This is a genomic window from Microbacterium sp. Yaish 1, from assembly GCF_002245215.1.
Classification (GTDB): Bacteria; Actinomycetota; Actinomycetes; order Actinomycetales; family Microbacteriaceae; genus Microbacterium.
Genome location: NZ_NPMR01000002.1, coordinates 666,588 through 682,622, shown reverse-complemented (window position 1 = coordinate 682,622; position 16,035 = coordinate 666,588). Strand labels below are relative to the sequence as shown.

At 70.0% G+C, this 16,035-nt stretch carries 14 protein-coding genes; 7 read left to right on the top strand and 7 right to left on the bottom strand.

What is annotated here, in order from left to right:
• Nucleotide 1: 1 nt before the first annotated feature.
• Together CI089_RS12345 and CI089_RS12340 are read left to right on the top strand one after the other, a co-directional pair.
• Entirely contained in the window at nt 2-2,992 is a 2,991-nt protein-coding gene (locus tag CI089_RS12345) for a bifunctional [glutamine synthetase] adenylyltransferase/[glutamine synthetase]-adenylyl-L-tyrosine phosphorylase (protein ID WP_094261819.1), read from the top strand.
• Nucleotides 2,993-3,000: 8 nt separating this feature from the next.
• The gene (locus CI089_RS12340; protein ID WP_094261818.1) at nt 3,001-3,903 is read left to right on the top strand and encodes a DUF808 domain-containing protein; all 903 of its coding nucleotides are present in this window, start codon (nt 3,001-3,003) and stop codon (nt 3,901-3,903) included.
• A 3-nt stretch (nt 3,904-3,906) separates the two neighbouring features.
• On the opposite strand, the gene CI089_RS16470 is transcribed toward CI089_RS12340, so the two are convergent.
• Nucleotides 3,907-4,059, bottom strand: a complete 153-nt coding sequence (locus CI089_RS16470; protein ID WP_162815414.1) for a hypothetical protein — start codon at nt 4,057-4,059, stop codon at nt 3,907-3,909.
• 98 nt (nt 4,060-4,157) lie between these two features.
• Here CI089_RS16470 and CI089_RS12335 point away from each other — a divergent pair, with 98 nt between their 5' ends.
• Both CI089_RS12335 and CI089_RS12330 read left to right on the top strand, forming a co-directional pair.
• Nucleotides 4,158-4,955, top strand: a complete 798-nt coding sequence (locus tag CI089_RS12335) for an alpha/beta fold hydrolase (protein ID WP_094261817.1) — start codon at nt 4,158-4,160, stop codon at nt 4,953-4,955.
• Nucleotides 4,956-4,966: 11 nt separating this feature from the next.
• The gene (locus CI089_RS12330) at nt 4,967-5,623 is read left to right on the top strand and encodes an esterase/lipase family protein (RefSeq protein ID WP_256977939.1); all 657 of its coding nucleotides are present in this window, start codon (nt 4,967-4,969) and stop codon (nt 5,621-5,623) included.
• A 6-nt stretch (nt 5,624-5,629) separates the two neighbouring features.
• Here CI089_RS12330 and arr read toward each other — a convergent pair whose 3' ends face one another.
• Nucleotides 5,630-6,037, bottom strand: coding sequence for an NAD(+)--rifampin ADP-ribosyltransferase (gene arr, locus CI089_RS12325; RefSeq protein ID WP_094261816.1), 408 nt, complete (start codon nt 6,035-6,037; stop codon nt 5,630-5,632).
• Between the two features lie 109 nt (nt 6,038-6,146).
• Entirely contained in the window at nt 6,147-7,571 is a 1,425-nt protein-coding gene (glnA, locus tag CI089_RS12320; protein ID WP_023951345.1) for a type I glutamate--ammonia ligase, read from the bottom strand.
• Nucleotides 7,572-7,704: 133 nt separating this feature from the next.
• Between glnA and CI089_RS12315 the strand changes: the two genes are divergently transcribed.
• A complete protein-coding gene (locus tag CI089_RS12315) occupies nt 7,705-8,139 on the top strand; it encodes an RDD family protein (RefSeq protein ID WP_256977937.1) in 435 nt (144 codons plus the stop codon).
• Between the two features lie 27 nt (nt 8,140-8,166).
• On the opposite strand, the gene CI089_RS12310 is transcribed toward CI089_RS12315, so the two are convergent.
• Nucleotides 8,167-8,877 carry a DUF4191 domain-containing protein gene (locus CI089_RS12310; RefSeq protein WP_094262482.1) on the bottom strand — a complete coding sequence of 237 codons (711 nt, stop codon included), beginning with the start codon at nt 8,875-8,877 and terminating at the stop codon, nt 8,167-8,169.
• A 120-nt stretch (nt 8,878-8,997) separates the two neighbouring features.
• Here CI089_RS12310 and CI089_RS12305 point away from each other — a divergent pair, with 120 nt between their 5' ends.
• Nucleotides 8,998-10,317 carry a hypothetical protein gene (locus CI089_RS12305; RefSeq protein ID WP_094261815.1) on the top strand — a complete coding sequence of 440 codons (1,320 nt, stop codon included), beginning with the start codon at nt 8,998-9,000 and terminating at the stop codon, nt 10,315-10,317.
• 17 nt (nt 10,318-10,334) lie between these two features.
• Here CI089_RS12305 and sucB read toward each other — a convergent pair whose 3' ends face one another.
• From sucB to CI089_RS12290, 3 genes are all read right to left on the bottom strand, one after another.
• Entirely contained in the window at nt 10,335-12,062 is a 1,728-nt protein-coding gene (gene sucB, locus CI089_RS12300; RefSeq protein WP_094261814.1) for a 2-oxoglutarate dehydrogenase, E2 component, dihydrolipoamide succinyltransferase, read from the bottom strand.
• A 64-nt stretch (nt 12,063-12,126) separates the two neighbouring features.
• On the bottom strand, nt 12,127-13,497 hold the full coding sequence (lpdA, locus tag CI089_RS12295) for a dihydrolipoyl dehydrogenase (RefSeq protein ID WP_094261813.1): 1,371 nt from the start codon (nt 13,495-13,497) through the stop codon (nt 12,127-12,129).
• A complete protein-coding gene (locus CI089_RS12290) occupies nt 13,494-14,960 on the bottom strand; it encodes a leucyl aminopeptidase (RefSeq protein WP_094261812.1) in 1,467 nt (488 codons plus the stop codon). The genes lpdA and CI089_RS12290 overlap by 4 nt, the downstream gene beginning before the upstream one ends.
• Before the next feature lie 91 nt (nt 14,961-15,051).
• Between CI089_RS12290 and CI089_RS12285 the strand changes: the two genes are divergently transcribed.
• Nucleotides 15,052-15,978, top strand: a complete 927-nt coding sequence (locus tag CI089_RS12285) for a proteasome assembly chaperone family protein (protein ID WP_094261811.1) — start codon at nt 15,052-15,054, stop codon at nt 15,976-15,978.
• The last annotated feature ends 57 nt before the right edge of the window (nt 15,979-16,035 follow it).

The following is a 16,035-nucleotide window of genomic DNA, read 5'->3' as shown; positions in this document are numbered from 1 at the left end:
CATGAGCCGGTCACCTCGTTCGACCGGACTGACGGGGCTGGCCCGCGCGGGTTTCGACGATCTCGGACGGGCTGACGCCGACCTCGCCGACCTCGCCGAGCTGACGGGGGTCGACCGGGACGAGCTGATCGCGTCGGCCGAGGCGGCCGCGGACCCCGATGCCGCGGTGTCGGCGCTGCTGCGCATCGCGCGGCGCGACGCGTCGATCGTGACCGACTCGTTGCGACGCCGGCCCGGCGCGGTCTGGTCGGTGCTCGGCGCGTCGCTCGGGCTGGCCGACTTCTACCTGCGGCATCCCGAGGAGCTCGCCGATCTCGCCTCCGAGGGCGACGGACTCCCGACACGCGACGAGTTGAGCGCGCAGATGCTGGATGCCGTCGGCGCCGAGGACGGCTTCGCGGCGTCCTCGGGTGATGACGCCTGGGTTGCGCTGCGGGTGCGGTACCGGCGGATGCTGGCACGCATCGCCCGGTTCGACCTCGCGGCATCCGACCCGACGATCATCCTGCACGCGGTCGCCGCGGCCCTCGCCGACGCGGCCGGCGCCGCCCTCGAAGCGTCTCTCGCCGTGGCACGCAGCAGGCTGGTCGCCGGTGTCCCGGGAGCCGGCCGTTTCGAGCGCGACGCGGTCGCCGCGACGCGCCTCGCGATCATCGGGATGGGCAAGTCCGGGGCGCGCGAGCTGAACTACGTCAGCGACGTCGACGTCATCTTCGTCGGCGGGTCGGCCGACGAAGACGTCGTCTCGGAGGCGCAGGCCGTCGAGGTCGCGACGCGACTGGCGATTCAGACGATGCGCGGCATCTCGGAGGTTGAGATCGAGCCGCCCCTGTGGGAGGTCGACCCGAACCTGCGCCCCGAGGGGAAGCAGGGCGCACTCGTGCGCACCCTCGAGTCGCACATCGCCTACTACGACCGCTGGGCGAAGAGCTGGGAGTTCCAGGCTCTGCTCAAGGCGCGTCCGCTTGCCGGCGACGCGGAGCTGGGGGAGCAGTACGTCGACGCCGTGCAACCGATGGTGTGGGCGAGCGCGGCCCGTGAGAACTTCGTCGAGAGCGTGCAGAAGATGCGCGAGCGGGTGACCGACCACATCCCTCCGGCCGAGGTCGCGCGGCAGCTCAAGCTCGGGCCGGGCGGCATCCGCGATGTCGAGTTCACCGTCCAGCTGCTGCAGCTCGTGCACGGCGCGACCGACGACCGTATCCGGGAGCGCTCGACGCTCGACGCGCTGGATGCGCTCGTGTCGGAGGGATACATCGGACGCGAGGACGCGTCGCGCTTCGCGCTCGACTACCGGCGTCTGCGCGTCATGGAGCACAGGCTGCAGCTGCGCGAGCTGCGCCGGACCCATCTCATGCCCGAAGACGGGGCGGCCCTGCGCACGCTCGCGCGGTCGTCGCGCATCGGCGACGGCGGCGACCGGGTCGTCGCGGTGTGGGAGGAGATCAAGCGCGAGGTGCGCGAGATCCACGTGCGGCTGTTCTACCGGCCGCTGCTCTCGGCTGTCGCGGCACTGCCCGCTGACGAGCAGACGCTCTCGCCCGAGGCGGCGAGGGCGCGTCTCGCCGCGATCGGGTTCCGTGATCCCGCGGGCGCGCTGCGGCACATCGGAGCTCTGACGAGCGGCCTCAGCCGCAAGGCCGTCATCCAGCGGCACCTCATGCCGGTCATGATCCGCTGGTTCGCCGACGGGGTCGATCCCGACTACGGGCTGCTGGCGTTCCGACGCATCAGCGAGCGACTGGGGAACACGCCGTGGTTCCTCCGGATGCTGCGCGACTCGTCGGGTGCCGCCGAGAGTCTCACCCGCCTGCTCTCGGGCTCCCGCTACGTGGGCGAACTGATGGAGTGGATCCCCGAGTCGATCGCCTGGCTCGACTCGCCCGATCAGCTGCGGCCCCGACCCGGATTCGTGCTGCAGGAAGAGGCGCGGGCCATCCAGACCCGGCATGCCTCGATCGACGACGCGATGTCGGCGGTCCGCGCCCTCCGGCGGCGCGAGCTGCTGCGCCTCGCGATGGCGGCCGTCGTCGGTGAGCTGTCGATCGAAGAGCTCGCCGAGGGCCTGACCACCATCACGGAGGTCACCATCCAGGCGACGCTGCGCGCCGTGCGGCGCGAGGTGGTACCGCCCGAAGACGACCGCCTCGACTTCTCCGTCATTGCGATGGGGCGTTTCGGGGGCTCCGAGCTCGGGTTCGGGTCGGATGCCGACATCATCTACGTCTTCGACGCCAACGGCGTGCCGGCGCAGCGCGCTCAGGAACTCGCCCTCCAGCTCGTTCAGGGTGTGCGCCGATACTCCGAGGATCACCGCTTGCCGCTCGAGCTCGACGCGGGGCTGCGACCCGAAGGACGGAACGGCCCGCTCGTGCGCTCGCTGGAGTCGTACGCGGAGTACTACCGACGCTGGTCACTGTCGTGGGAGGCGCAGGCCCTTCTGCGCGCTCGTGGCGTCGCGGGCAGCGTGACGCTCATCGAACGCTTCCTCGCCCTCGCCGACGACCTGCGCTACCCGGTGGCGCCCGATCCTCAGGGTCTCCGTGAGATCCGGCGCATCAAGGCCCGGGTCGAGAGCGAGCGACTGCCGCAGGGGCAGGACCGGTCCCGGCACCTCAAGCTCGGCCCGGGCGGCTTGAGCGATGTCGAGTGGCTCGTGCAGCTCATCCAGCTCGAGCACGGCCACCGCGTGCCGGGCCTGCGCACGACCTCGACCATCGCCGCGCTCGGAGCGGCGGTCGAGGCCGACCTCATCCCGCGCGATGCCGCGGAGAAGCTCGCGGCGGCGTGGCGGCTGGCCAGTCGCCTCCGGTCGGCGAACACCCTGCTGTCGGGACAGACCAGCGACGTCCTGCCGACCGATCGCGGACGACTGGACGGAATCGGTCGTTTGCTGGAGTATCCGGCACGATCGGCGACCGTCGTGGAGGAGGATTGGATGCGCGCTGCGCGTCAAGCCCGCCGCGTGTTCGAGAAGCTCTTCTACGGCTAAGGGGAAACATGTCGGTTGGTCTGCTGGCTGTCGTCGACGACATCCTGAGCGCTGCTCTCCGCGCCTCTGCGAAGTCTGCGGGTGTCGTGATCGACGATGCCGCCGTGACGCCCCAGTACGTCCAGGGGATCACGCCCGCGCGGGAGCTTCCCGTCGTGGCGAAGATCGCGCTCGGCTCGATCGCGAACAAGTTCCTCATCATCATCCCGGTGGCGCTGCTGCTAACGGCGTTCGCGCCCGCCGTGCTGCCGTTCCTGCTCATCCTCGGCGGGATGTTCCTCTGCTACGAGGGAGCCGAGAAGGTGCTGGAGTGGTTCGGGGTGCATCACGGCGCGGAGGATGACGGCCCTCGTGACGAGAAGAAGCTCGTTCTCGGGGCCGTGCGGACCGATCTCATCCTGTCGGCCGAGATCATGCTCATCTCACTGTCGAACCTCGATGAGGGGATGAGCATCTGGCAGACCCTCGCCGTCCTCGCGGTGATCGCCCTGCTCATGACGGGAATCGTCTACGGCGCCGTCGCCCTGCTGGTGAAGATCGACGACATCGGCCTGCGGATGGCGAAGAATCCGTCAGCGCGCGTCCGGCACACCGGCATGCGGATCGTCCGGTCGATGCCCGCTGTGTTCCGCGTGATCAGCGTCGTGGGCACCGTCGCGATGCTGTGGGTCGGCGGCCACCTCGTGCTCGCGAACCTGGGCGAGGTGGGCGTGACTTTCACCCTCGACCTGCTGCACGGGGTGGAGCACCTGCTCGAAGCCGCGGGCGGTGCGGTCGTCTGGATCGGTGAGACGGCCGTATCGGCGATCGCCGGACTGCTCGTCGGTCTCGTGATCGTCGGTGTGCTCACGGTGATGCGGCGCCTCCGGCACGGCGAACCTCACCACGCCGGAGGCGCCGCTACGCACTGAGCGTCAGTGCTCGCCGCGCTCGGCGTCCGGAATCCGGTCCTGCTCAGCCTCGACGGGATCGGCGTCGAGATCGGGCACGATCGAGGTGTCATCGCGATCGGTATCCTGCGCGGCGGGGTCGGCGATGGGCTGTGAGTCACGGGATGCATCGGTCATGACAGCAGTCCACCGCGGCGACGGCATCCGGTCACGGTGGTTGACACGAAGTCAAGCCGCCTGCTCACCGCCGGTGCGTCTCATAGCCTGACGAGGTGATGACGACCTCGACGCTGCCTCGCCCGGAGCGCGTCGGATGGTCGCCCCGGCGGATCTCCATCGACGGCCTCGAGTTCCGTGTCTGGAGCTCGCCCGCGGTGGCGTCGTTCCCGACCATCGTGCTTCTCCACGGGGTGGGGATGTCGCACCGCTCGTTCCTTCGGCTGCACCCCCTGCTCGCGCGGAGCGCATCGGTGCACAGCATCGATCTGCCCGGATTCGCGGGCCTGCCGGCGCCGCGCCGGAACGTGCCGGTCGCCACGATGGCCGATGCGCTCGCGGAGCTGCTCCGTCGTGTCGTCGGCCGACCGGCCGTGCTCGTCGGGCACTCGATGGGGGTGCAGTGGGCGGTGGAGACGGCGTCGCGGCATCCGGATCTGGTCCGAGGGCTCGGCCTGATCGGGCCGGTCGTCGATGATCACCACCGCACGCTTGCCGCGCAGGCCGTGGCCCTGGCCCGGGATGGACTGCTCGAGCCGCCGCGGGTGAACGTCCGTGTCACGCTCGACTATCTCCGCACCGGCCCGCGCTGGTTCTTCGCGCAGGTCCGGCACATGCTCGCCTATCCCATCGAGGGGCGCCTTGCCGGGCTGACGGTGCCGACGCTCATCGTGCGCGGCGGACGTGACCCGATCGCCGGCGACACGTGGGTGGAGCGCCTCGCGGGCCGAACGGCTGAGAGCAGCGTGCTCGTCGTCCCGGGAACAGGCCACCACGTCGAGCGCACTGACGCTGAACCCGTCGCCCGCGGCATCCTCGCGATGGCCGCGTCGAGGGACCCGGGAGAGGGCCCGTGATTTTCCGGCTCGTGAGAAATGCAGCGTGGTGGATCGCGGACTACGCCTACGCCGTCGCCTGGCAGGCTCGCGCCTTCTTCTCGCGGACGGATCCCGGCGACTTCGGGTCGGGGGATGGCACGCCCATCGTGGTGCTGCCCGGCGTCTACGAGACGTGGCGGTTCCTGCAGCCCCTCATCACCGAGCTCCACGACCGCGGGCATCCCGTCCATGTCATCACCGCATTGGGCCGGAACCGCTGGCCGGTGCCGCGCGCCGCGGGTCACGTCGCGGAGTATCTGCGGCAGCACGATCTCGACGACGTCGTGATCGTCGCGCACAGCAAGGGCGGCCTGGTCGGCAAGCAGGTCATGGCGGATGCCGCTGTCGGCAGCCGCGTCCGGGGCATGGTGGCCGTCGCGAGCCCGTTCGCGGGGTCTGTGTACGGTCGGCTCATGCTCGTGCCCACGCTGCGTGCGTTCTCGCCGAGTGCGCCCGGGATTCTGGCGCTGGCGCGCGAAGTCGCACCCAACCCGCACATCGTGTCGGTCTACGGCGAGTTCGACCCTCACATCCCCGGTGGAAGCGAGCTCGACGGCGCGCGTAACGTCCGGCTGGAGACCGGAGGACATTTCCGCATCCTCGCGCACCCGCGGGTCATCGCCGAGGTCGTGCGCCTGGCCGAGTGAAGCCTGTCAGTTGATGATCTCGGCGCGTTCGGCCGCCATCCGGTCGAGGCGCTCCCGCCATGTCTGCAGCGCCTCGGCCGACAGCCGCGTCCAGTCGGTGACTTCGGCGACGACGCGCAGGGGAGCGGCGGAGCGATACGACTGGGTGGGGTTGCCGGGGAATTTCTTGTCGGTGACGTTCGGGTCGTCCTCGAACTCGCCGGTGGGCTCGACGACGTAGACGTGCGGTTGACCCGGGACCGGCGCGATCTCCGCCGCGAGACCCGCGCCGTCCTTCACCGCAGTGAAGTACACGTGGTTCATCGTGATCTCCGGGCGGTAGTTGGACGGGAATCCCGGGGTGAGCAGGTCGCCGACGCGAAGCGACGCCTTCGTGCCGTGGAAGAACGGTCCGGGGATGTCGGAGAGATTCACCCGATCAGGATGGCTCCGGCGATGCCCGCGATGCAAGCTCCGGGAAATGACGGAGCCCCGCCGCCCGACTCGTGCAGAGCGGGCGACGGGGCTCGTCGCAGCGGTGGCGTCAGACGCCGAAGTACAGCTCGTACTCGTAGGGGTGAGGACGGGCGTTGATCGGCTGGATCTCGTTCTCGATCTTGTACTCGATCCAGGTCTCGATCAGCTCGGGCGTGAAGACGCCGCCGGCCAGCAGGAACTCGTGGTCGTTGCGCAGCGCCTCGAGGGAGTCGAGCAGCGAGTTCGGAACCTGCGGGATGTTCTTGGCCTCCTCGGGCGGCAGCTCGTAGAGGTCCTTGTCGACCGGCTCGTGCGGCTCGATGCGGTTCTTGATGCCGTCGAGGCCGGCCATCATCTGAGCGGCGAAGGCGAGGTACGGGTTGCCCGAGGCGTCGGGGGCGCGGAACTCGATGCGCTTGGCCTTGGGGTTGGTTCCCGTGATCGGGATGCGGACGGCCGCCGAACGGTTTCCGGCCGAGTAGACCAGGTTGACCGGGGCCTCGTAGCCCTTGACCAGACGCTTGTACGAGTTGAGCGTCGGGTTGGTGAACGCCAGGACCGCGGGAGCGTGCTTGAGCAGGCCGCCGATGTACCAGCGCGCGATGTCGGAGAGTCCGCCGTAGCCCTTCTCGTCGTAGAAGAGGGGCTCGCCGTTCAGCCACAGCGACTGGTGGGTGTGCATGCCCGAGCCGTTGTCGCCGAAGAGGGGCTTGGGCATGAAGGTCGCGACCTTGCCCCACATCTCGGCGGTGTTCTTGACGATGTACTTGAACTTCAGGATGTCGTCCGCCGAGTGCACCATGGTGTCGAAGCGGTAGTTGATCTCCTGCTGTCCACCGGTGCCGACCTCGTGGTGGGCGCGCTCGAGCACGAGGCCCGACTCGATGAGCTTGAGCGAGATGTCGTCGCGCAGGTCGGCGGTCTTGTCGACGGGCGAGACGGGGAAGTAGCCGCCCTTGTAAGCGGTCTTGTTGGCGAGGTTTCCGCCCTCTTCGACGCGGCCGGTGTTCCAGGCGCCTTCCTCGGAGTCGACGGAGTAGAAGCTCGAGTTCTGCTTCACCTCGTAGCGGACGTCGTCGAAGATGTAGAACTCCGCCTCGGGGGCGAAGAACGCCGTGTCGGCGATGCCGGTCGAGGCGAGGTACTTCTCGGCCTTCTTGGCGACCTGCCGCGGGTCCTTGGCGTAGATCTCGCCGTTGCGCGGGTTGTAGATGTCGAAGATCATGATCAGCGTCTTCGCCTCGCGGAACGGGTCGACGTAAGCCGTCGAGACGTCCGGGATCAGCTGCATGTCCGACTCGTGGATGTTCGCGAAGCCGCGGATCGACGAGCCGTCGAACAGCTGACCGACCGTGAAGAACTCCTCGTCGACGGTCGAGGCCGGGATGTTGAAGTGCTGCTGCACGCCAGGAAGATCCGTGAAACGGATGTCGAGGAACTTGACGTCCTCGTCCTGGATGAACTTGAGCACCTCGGAAGAATCTTTGAACATGGAGTCTCCAAGATCGGGTGAGGAACAGCCTGGAGTCATCCAGACCTCTTCGAACCTATCGGCATCCAGTTGCCCGGCAGTATCTCGGATGTTTCCGGGATGTTACGCGGCCGGCCCCGTTTAGGCTGGACGGGTGCCCGAATCCCTGCGCGAGAACACCTATCCCGGCGAGCGGCTGGGGCGTCCCGAGGACGGGCCCGGCAGCGTCGGCCGCCTGGGACGGCGGCTCGCGGCGCTCGTGATCGACTACGCGGCGGCGACCCTGCTCGCGACCGCGTTCCTCGGGTTCAACCAGTTCGCTCTTCCGGGTGAGGCCGGGGTGACGCAGTTCGCGCCGATCACGGTCTTCGCGGCGCTCCAGGTCATCTTCATCCCGCTCATCGGGGGAAGCCCGGGTCACCGTATCGTCGGCTTGCGCCTCGAGCTTCTGCACGGGGGCTGGACGGGCCTCTGGCGTCCGATCGTCCGGACGCTGCTCCTCATCCTGGTCATCCCCGCCGTGGTGTTCGATCCCGATCAGCGTGGGCTCCACGACAAGGCCGCGGGCACGATCCTCGTCCGCGTCTGAGGGCGCGGGGCCGCGCCCTCAGACGGATCAGCGGGGTCGCTGAGCGCGAGCCTTCATCGGGTCGACACCCTTGGGGATCGGCAGCGACGTCACCGACTGCGAGACCGACTCGATGCGCTTGATGACGGCTGCCATCGTGGTGCGGTCGATCGCCTTCGGCAGAGCCTTGATGGTCGGGGCGAGCTTGGCGATGGGCACCTCGTCCTCGCCGTGGCCGACGTAGAAGACGTGGATCGGAACACCCGAAGCGACGCGCTTGACCTTGCTGCGCTCGTCGTTGATCAGTCGCGTCAGACGCCCGCGGGCTCCCTCGCCGATGATGACGACGCCGCCGCGGCCCACTGCGCGGTAGACGGCCTCTTGCGTCTTCGGGTTGACGCCGACCGGCATCTCCGAGGCCTGCCACTTGCGGCCCAGGTTGGTCGAGATGATGTGTCCGGTCGCACCGGGCATCCCGTCGATGCGCTTGTACATGGCCCGCGTGGCCAGACGCGTCATCGTGATCATCGCGCCGAGGATGCCGAAGAGCAGGCCCGTGACACCCCAGAGGATGACGCTCCAGATGGCGCCCGGCGGAACGAGGAAGCCGACGAGGACGCCGAGGCCCGCACCGGCCACCACGATGCCGATGAGCAGCCACGGCAGCCAGCTGTAGTACTCCTTCGTGAAGGTGAAGAGGGAGCGGAGCTGGGAGAAGAATCCGGGGCGCTTCTCGGGTGCGGTGCTGCGGGACGACATGCTCACAGCCTACCTTTTCGGCCGCGTCGTTCCGCCTCCACAACCGCCCCTGGCCGGTGACTGTGCACACACCGACTCGAAGCGGGAGAGAGCGGGACGAGCGGGGGCGACACTGGGACGATGAATCGCACGCCGTCCGCCGATGTCCCCGCGCCGCTGCGGCGTGTGGCACCCCCTGAGGCACCCTTCCCCGGTGAGATCCTGGCGTCGCCCGAAGGCGCCGCCTACCGGGTCGCCGCGGCGCGCCTGCCTCGCGAGGTGTGGTCGGCGCGCCCCGACGGTCACCTTCTCGCTCCCGACGACGTCGATCGGGTCGCGGACGAGACGCTCGTGATCCTGCCGCTGCTCCGGGCGCGTCTGTGCGGCGGAGACAGCGCGTTCGACCTCACATCAGGTCAAGCGGTGACCCTCGTCGTCAGCGTCCTGCGCGGGGCGGTGGATGCGGCGCAGTCGGAATGGCGCACAGGGGAGTGGTGGTCGACGAGCGATGGGCGCCCTGTGCTCGTCCCCACGGGAGCTCGGGGATGGGAGACGTCGTCGCGGGCCGTGCTCAGTCGCATCCCCGACGCGGCGCTGTCCCCCGATATCCGCCAGCGGGTCGGCGACGCCCTGGCCGACCGGGTCACACTGCCGTTCGCGACGCCCGGTCTCGAAGACGAGCTGTTCGCGGTGGCCTCCCCGGAGCCGTTCGTCATCGTGCCGGCGGGGCTTCATCACCCTTCGGGTAGTGCTGCCGGCGAACGCCCCGCGACGGATGCCGTGATCGTGGCGCGAAGCGCGGCGGCGGGGCTCCTCGACCGCGAGCTGATGGGGCGCGTGAGCACCACGATCGCCGCGGCCCGTGCGTCGCTGCAGCACGCGGCTGGTCTTCTCCCGCGGCAGCGACGACGCCGATCCGAGCGGAGTGGCGAGGCCCCGCCGGCCGGCCGGCGACGCGTGATGTGGGTCGCGCTGGCCGCGGTCGGGGCGACCCTCGCCATCGGTCTCTCCCTCCCGTACGGCGCGGACGGCGACGAAGGATCCGCCCCGGACGTGCCGGCCTCGGAAACGGAGGAGGGGCCCCGGGCGGAAGCCCGCTCCCCGTCTCCGTCGGGCGTCAGGGACTCCCCGGGGGACGATCGTTCGTCGCCGTCGTCAGGTGCTGAAACACCACCGACCGACCCCGCCCTCCGGGTCGTCGACGAACTCGCGGACTGCTGGCGTACCGCCGATCCGGCGTGCCGCACCGTGCTTCTCGAGCGACCGGATGCCGCGCTGCCGGAGGGCATCGCGACTGCCGGTGCACCGCGCGAGGTGCGCCTGCTCGACGACCTGGGCGGCGTGGAGGTGGTGCGCGTCGACGACCCCTCCGGAGCGCGCCCGTCTCAGATCGTCGTGGTCGTCACCGAAGACGAGAAACGGCTGGTCCGCGACGTGTACGACGTCGCGGACCAGCCGTGATGCGGTGGCTCAGCTGATCAGTAGCCGAGGTTCCCCTCGAACTGAGCACCCTCGAGGCGTGCCTTCATGGCGCTCAGGAAGCGCGCCGCGTCGGCGCCGTCGATCGTGCGGTGGTCGTACGAGAGCGCGAGGTACACGTACGAGCGCACCGAGATCGCGTCCTTGCCGTCCACCGTCACGACGCCGGGGCGCTTGTAGACGATGCCGGTGCCGAGGATGGCCGACTGCGGGAGGAACACCACGGGGGTGTCGAAGAGCGCGCCGCGCGAACCGGTGTTGGTGATCGTGAACGTGCCGCCGGCGAGCTCGTCGGGCTTCAGCTTGTTGTCACGCGTGCGTGCGGCGAGGTCGGCGATGTCCTGTGCGATCTGGGCCAGGTTCTTGGAACCGGCGTCACGCAGCACGGGCGTGAGCAGACCGCGCTCGGTGTCGACCGCGATCGAGATGTTCTCGGTGGCCGGGTAGACGATCTCTTCGCCGTCGACCGTCGAGTTCACGATCGGGAAGGTCTGGAGCGCCTCGGCCGCTGCGAGAGCGAAGAACGGCAGGAACGACAGCTTGGCCCCGGTCTTCTCGTTGAAGTCGACCTTCACCTTGTCGCGGAACGCCGACAGCTTGGTGACGTCCACCTCGACGACGGTCGTCAGCTGAGCGGTCTGCTGCATCGACTCGACGGCGCGCTTGGCGAGCACCTTGCGCAGGCGCGACATCGGTGCGCGCGTGCCGCGGAGCTCCGAGACCTCGACCTGAGCGGGCGCGGCGGGTGCCTCCGCTGCGGCGGGCTTCGCCGACGCGGCTTCCGCGGCCTTGAGGACGTCCTCCTTGCGGATGCGACCGCCGACGCCGCTGCCCTTGATCGACGAGAGGTCGACACCCTGCTGCTGCGCGAGGCGGCGCACGAGCGGGGTCACGTACGTGACGCCGTCGTTGTCGGCTGCGGGCGCAGGCTGTGCGGCCGGTGCAGCGGCGGGAGCGGTCTGCTGCGCGGGAGCGGGAGCGGCCTGCTGAGCGGGGGCGGCCTGCTGCGTCGGAGCGGGAGCGGGCTGCTGGGCGGGGGCCTCGGCCGGTGCGGCCGGCTTCTCGTCGGCGGGCTCGGGAGCGGCGGGCGCCTCGGCGGCCGGAGCGGGGGCACCCGAGCCGATGCGGGCGAGAGCGGAGCCGACCTCGACGGTCTCGTCCTCCTGGACGAGGATCTCGACGAGCGTGCCGGCGAAGGGAGCGGGGATCTCGGTGTCGACCTTGTCGGTCGAGATCTCGAGGAGCGGCTCGTCGACCGCGACGTCGTCGCCGATCTGCTTGAGCCAGCGGGTGACGGTTCCCTCGGTGACGCTCTCGCCGAGCTCGGGGAGGACGACATCCTTCGCATCGCCGGACGCTGCCGGGGCGGGCGCGGACTGCTGCGGTGCGGACTCCGCGGGCGCCTCGGCGGCGGGAGCCTCCTGCGCGGGGGCGGGGGCCTCTTCGGCCGGCGCCTGCTCGGTGGGGGCGTCGCTGGAGGGCGCTCCCGAGCCATCGCCGATCTTCGCCAGGACGGCGCCGACCTCGACGGTCTCGTCCTCCTGCACGAGGATCTCTTCGATGACGCCGCTCACGGGCGACGGAATCTCGGTGTCCACCTTGTCGGTGGAGATCTCGAGAAGACCCTCGTCTTCCTGGATGGTGTCACCGACCTTCTTGAGCCAGCGGGTGACCGTTCCCTCGGTGACGCTCTCTCCGAGCGCGGGGAGGACCACGGAAGTGCTCATGAATCTGTCTCCTTCAAGAAATGCCGATGTCCTTCTAGCTTACTGATCTGCATCGGTCGACCGGTCAGAGCGCATGCAGCGGTTTGCCCGCCAGCGCCAGGAATGCTTCTCCGAGAGCTTCGCTCTGGGTCGGATGGGCGTGGATGAATGGTGCGATGTCCTCGGGGTGGGCTTCCCAGCCCACGGCGAGTTGGCCTTCGGTGATGAGCTCGCCGACGCGGTCGCCCGCGAGATGCACCCCGACGATCGGGCCGTCGAGGCGCCGGACGATCTTGACCAGTCCGGCCGTCCCGAGGATCTCGCTCTTCCCGTTTCCGGCGAGGTTGTACTCGCGCACGACGATCGCGTCGCCGTGCGCGGCGCGGGCCTGCTCCTCGGTCAGCCCGACGGAGGCGACCTCGGGACTGCTGTAGGTCACGCGCGGAACGAGACTGTCGGGAACGACGGTGGGTCGCAGGCCCGCGATCTCCTCGGCGACGAAGATGCCCTGCTGGAAGCTGCGATGGGCGAGCTGCAGGCCGGGGACGATGTCGCCGACGGCCCACACGCGGTCGCGCGTGGTGCGCAGCCGCTCGTCGACGCGGACGAAGCCGCGATCGAGCTCGACACCGGCGTCCTCGAAGCCGAGGCCCGCCGTCGCGGGACCTCGGCCGACCGCGACGAGCAGTACGTCGGCCTCCAGCGTGGTGCCGTCTTCGAGCGACACCCGGACGCCGTCCGCGTGCGACTCCGCGGCGCTGAAGCGGACTCCCGTGCGCGCGTCGATCCCGCGCTTGCGGAACGCGCGCTCGATCGTCTTGCTCATCGCGGCATCCTCGGTCGGCAGCAGCCGGTCGAGCGCCTCGATGATCGTCACGTCCGCGCCGAAGGAGCGCCAGATGCTCGCGAACTCGACGCCGATGACGCCACCGCCGAGGATGACGGCGTGCCGCGGCACGGTGGGGAGCGCCAGGGCACCCTCGCTCGTGATGATCCGGTCATCGAGCTCGAGTCCCGGCAGCGAGCGGCTGTACGAACCGGTCGCCAGCACGACGTCGGTGCCACGGTAGCGATCGTCGCCCACGGCCACGCCGCCGTCCGCCTCGAGCCTGCCCTCGCCGTGCACGACGGTGATCTTCCGTGCTGCGATGAGACCCTCGAGACCCTTGTGCTTCTTCGCGACGATGCCGTCGCGGTACGCATGGACCCCCGCGACGTCGATCCCCTCGAACGCGGCCCGGACGCCGACGTGCTCCGAGCCGCGGACGCTGTCTGCGACCTCCGCGGAATGCAGGAGGGCCTTGGTGGGGATGCAGCCCCGGTGCAGGCACGTTCCCCCGAGCTTGTCCTTCTCGATGAGCACCACCGAGGAACCGAGCTCAGCCGCGCGCAGCGCGGCCGCGTAGCCACCGCTGCCGCCGCCGAGGACGACGAGATCGACGCTGTGATCGGTCATCGCTGCGAACCCCGCAGGTATTCGACGAGCGAGCGGACGGTGGCCGCGGTCGGCCCCTTGTCGGTCCCGCCGAAGGCGGCCTTGGTCGTGCCGGACCCCGCGATGTCGAGGTGGATCCAGGGGATGCGGGGCGCGTCGTCCTCCTCGCCGGTGCGACCGACGAAGCGCTGGAGGAACAGTCCGGCGAAGAGCGAGCCGCCGGAGGGATCGCCGATCTTCGCGTTCTGCATGTCGGCGATGGGGGAGTCGAGTTCGTCCTCCATGTGCGCCGGCAACGGCAGCTGCCACGCGGCTTCGCCCGCGCGCTCGGCGGCCGCCAGGTAGTCGGCGACGGCGTCATCGTCTCCCATGACGCCGGTGTGACGGTTTCCGAGCGCGACGATGATCGCCCCCGTCAGGGTCGCCACGTCGACGATCGCGTCGGGTCGCGTCCGGCTCGCGGCGACGAGGCCGTCCGCGAGGACGAGGCGACCTTCCGCGTCGGTGTTCAGGACCTCGACGGTCGTCCCGTCCAGCATCCGGAGCACGTCACCCGGACGCGTCGCGCGGCCGGAGGGCATGTTGTCGGCCACGCACAGCCAGGCCGAGACGCGTACCGGAAGAGCGAGCGCGGCTGCCGCCTGGACGACCGCCAGCACCGTCGCGGCACCGGCCATGTCGTACTTCATCCCGACCATGCTCGCGGCCGGCTTCAGCGAGAGGCCTCCCGTGTCGAACGTGATGCCCTTGCCGACCAGTGCGACGTGGCGCTCGGCGTCAGCGGGGGAGTACTCCACGCGCACGACGCGCGGCGGCCGGTCCGAGCCCTGCCCGACACCGAGCACTCCGCCGAAGCCCTGCCGCTCGAGCTCCGCCTCGTCGAGCACCTCGACCTCGATGGGCAGTCCCGCGACCGCCTCGACCGCGCGCTCCGCCAGGTCGGCGGGAGAGAGCCACTCGGCGGGCGTGCTGACCAGATCCTTCACCAGGGCGAGCGATCGCCCGAGAGCGTTGACGCCGGCGACCTCCTCGGCGGAAGGAGTGGCGGACGAGTGGACCGTCACGCGCTCCGCTCGCGACTTCGGCGTGCCGCCCTTGTATCCCGCGAAGCGGTACCCGCCCATGACGGCGCCTTCGGCGAGAGCGCCCCACGCCTCGGCGGGCGCGAGCGGAGCGGCGACGGCGAGGGAGGCGAACCCGGTGGTCACGCGAACCGCGGTGCCGGCGGCATCGCGCAGCGCGTGGACGTCGGGGTCGCTTCCGGTTCCGACGACCACGACGGGAGTCGACGACACGGCGGGCAGGAACACGCGGTGCACCGACCCGCGGGCGCCGGTGAACCCGACGGCGGACAGCATCTCGGTGATGCCCGGCCACCCGGCGACGTCGGCCTGCTCGTCGAGCGGTGGCAGAGCGAGGACCAGGGCGTCGGCGTCGGACTCGGTGACGGGCGCGCTGGTGTGCGCGATCTCGGGGAACGGCATCCTCCCATCCTAGGTTCGCGAGCCGGCGGCGTTCGCTGTCAGCGAGGGGCGAGCCGCCTCCGGGGCGCGATGCGCCTCGTAGAGTTGGAGCATGCCGCTGTCCGGACCGCTCTACGCACGTGCCGCCGGGTCTCCGCCCGTCCCCGCGGGGCTGCCGCTCGTCATCGCGCTGACCGGATTCACGGATGCCGGCGGCGCGGTGTCCCGCATCGTGGAGTACTTCCGCGGCGAACTCGACCCGACGACGATCGTCGCCTTCGACAACGACGTCTTGTTCGACTACCGCGCGCGTCGGCCGATCGTGACCTTCGACGAGGACCACCTGACCGACTACCGCGCGCCGCGCCTGGAGCTGTCGCTCGCACACGACTCGCTCGGTCAGCCGTTCGTGCTGCTCGCGGGCTACGAGCCGGACTTCGCCTGGGAAGCCTTCGCCGAAACGGTCGTGGGGCTGGCCGAGGGGATGCAGGTCGCCTCGATCACGTGGGTGCATGCCATTCCCATGCCGGTGCCCCACACCCGTCCCATCGGGGCGACGGTCAGCGGTACCCGATCCGAGCTGACCGCGGCTCACTCCGTGTGGCAGCCGCGCACGCAGATCCCCGCCACGGCGGGACATCTGCTCGAGCTCCGGCTCGCGGAGGCGGATGCGCGCGTCGCGGGCTTCGCGCTGCTGGTGCCCCACTACCTCGGTGACACCGAGTACCCCGCCGCAGCCATCGCGGGCCTCGACAGCCTCAGCGTCGCGACCGGGCTCGTGTTCGACAGCGACACGCTCCGCAACGAGAACCGCGACTATCTCGAGAAGGTCGAGGACCAGGTGTCGGGCAGCGAAGAGCTGACGACGATGCTGCACACGCTCGAGGAACGGTACGACTCCTACATGGCGGCGTCGGCTCTCGGGCAGCCCATCATCCATACGGGTGATCTTCCGAGCGCGGATGAGCTGGCCGCCGAACTCGAACGATTCCTCGCGTCGCGCCCGCCGGGCGACGACGACAAGCGCGGACGCTCCTGATATCGGAACGCTGCGCACCCCGATTCCCGGTGGAGGGAATGCGTCACGCCCGGTCGG

Excerpts from the sequence above, each read along its gene's own strand:
- CI089_RS12345 (WP_094261819.1), top strand. The coding sequence starts at position 2 with ATGAGCCGGTCACCTCGTTCGACCGGACTGACGGGGCTGGCCCGCGCG.
- CI089_RS12340 (WP_094261818.1), top strand. The coding sequence starts at position 3,001 with ATGTCGGTTGGTCTGCTGGCTGTCGTCGACGACATCCTGAGCGCTGCT.
- CI089_RS16470 (WP_162815414.1), bottom strand. The coding sequence starts at position 4,059 with ATGACCGATGCATCCCGTGACTCACAGCCCATCGCCGACCCCGCCGCG.
- CI089_RS12335 (WP_094261817.1), top strand. The coding sequence starts at position 4,158 with ATGACGACCTCGACGCTGCCTCGCCCGGAGCGCGTCGGATGGTCGCCC.
- glnA (WP_023951345.1), bottom strand. The coding sequence starts at position 7,571 with ATGTTCAAAGATTCTTCCGAGGTGCTCAAGTTCATCCAGGACGAGGAC.
- CI089_RS12310 (WP_094262482.1), bottom strand. The coding sequence starts at position 8,877 with ATGTCGTCCCGCAGCACCGCACCCGAGAAGCGCCCCGGATTCTTCTCC.
- CI089_RS12305 (WP_094261815.1), top strand. The coding sequence starts at position 8,998 with ATGAATCGCACGCCGTCCGCCGATGTCCCCGCGCCGCTGCGGCGTGTG.
- sucB (WP_094261814.1), bottom strand. The coding sequence starts at position 12,062 with ATGAGCACTTCCGTGGTCCTCCCCGCGCTCGGAGAGAGCGTCACCGAG.
- lpdA (WP_094261813.1), bottom strand. The coding sequence starts at position 13,497 with ATGACCGATCACAGCGTCGATCTCGTCGTCCTCGGCGGCGGCAGCGGT.
- CI089_RS12290 (WP_094261812.1), bottom strand. The coding sequence starts at position 14,960 with ATGCCGTTCCCCGAGATCGCGCACACCAGCGCGCCCGTCACCGAGTCC.
- CI089_RS12285 (WP_094261811.1), top strand. The coding sequence starts at position 15,052 with ATGCCGCTGTCCGGACCGCTCTACGCACGTGCCGCCGGGTCTCCGCCC.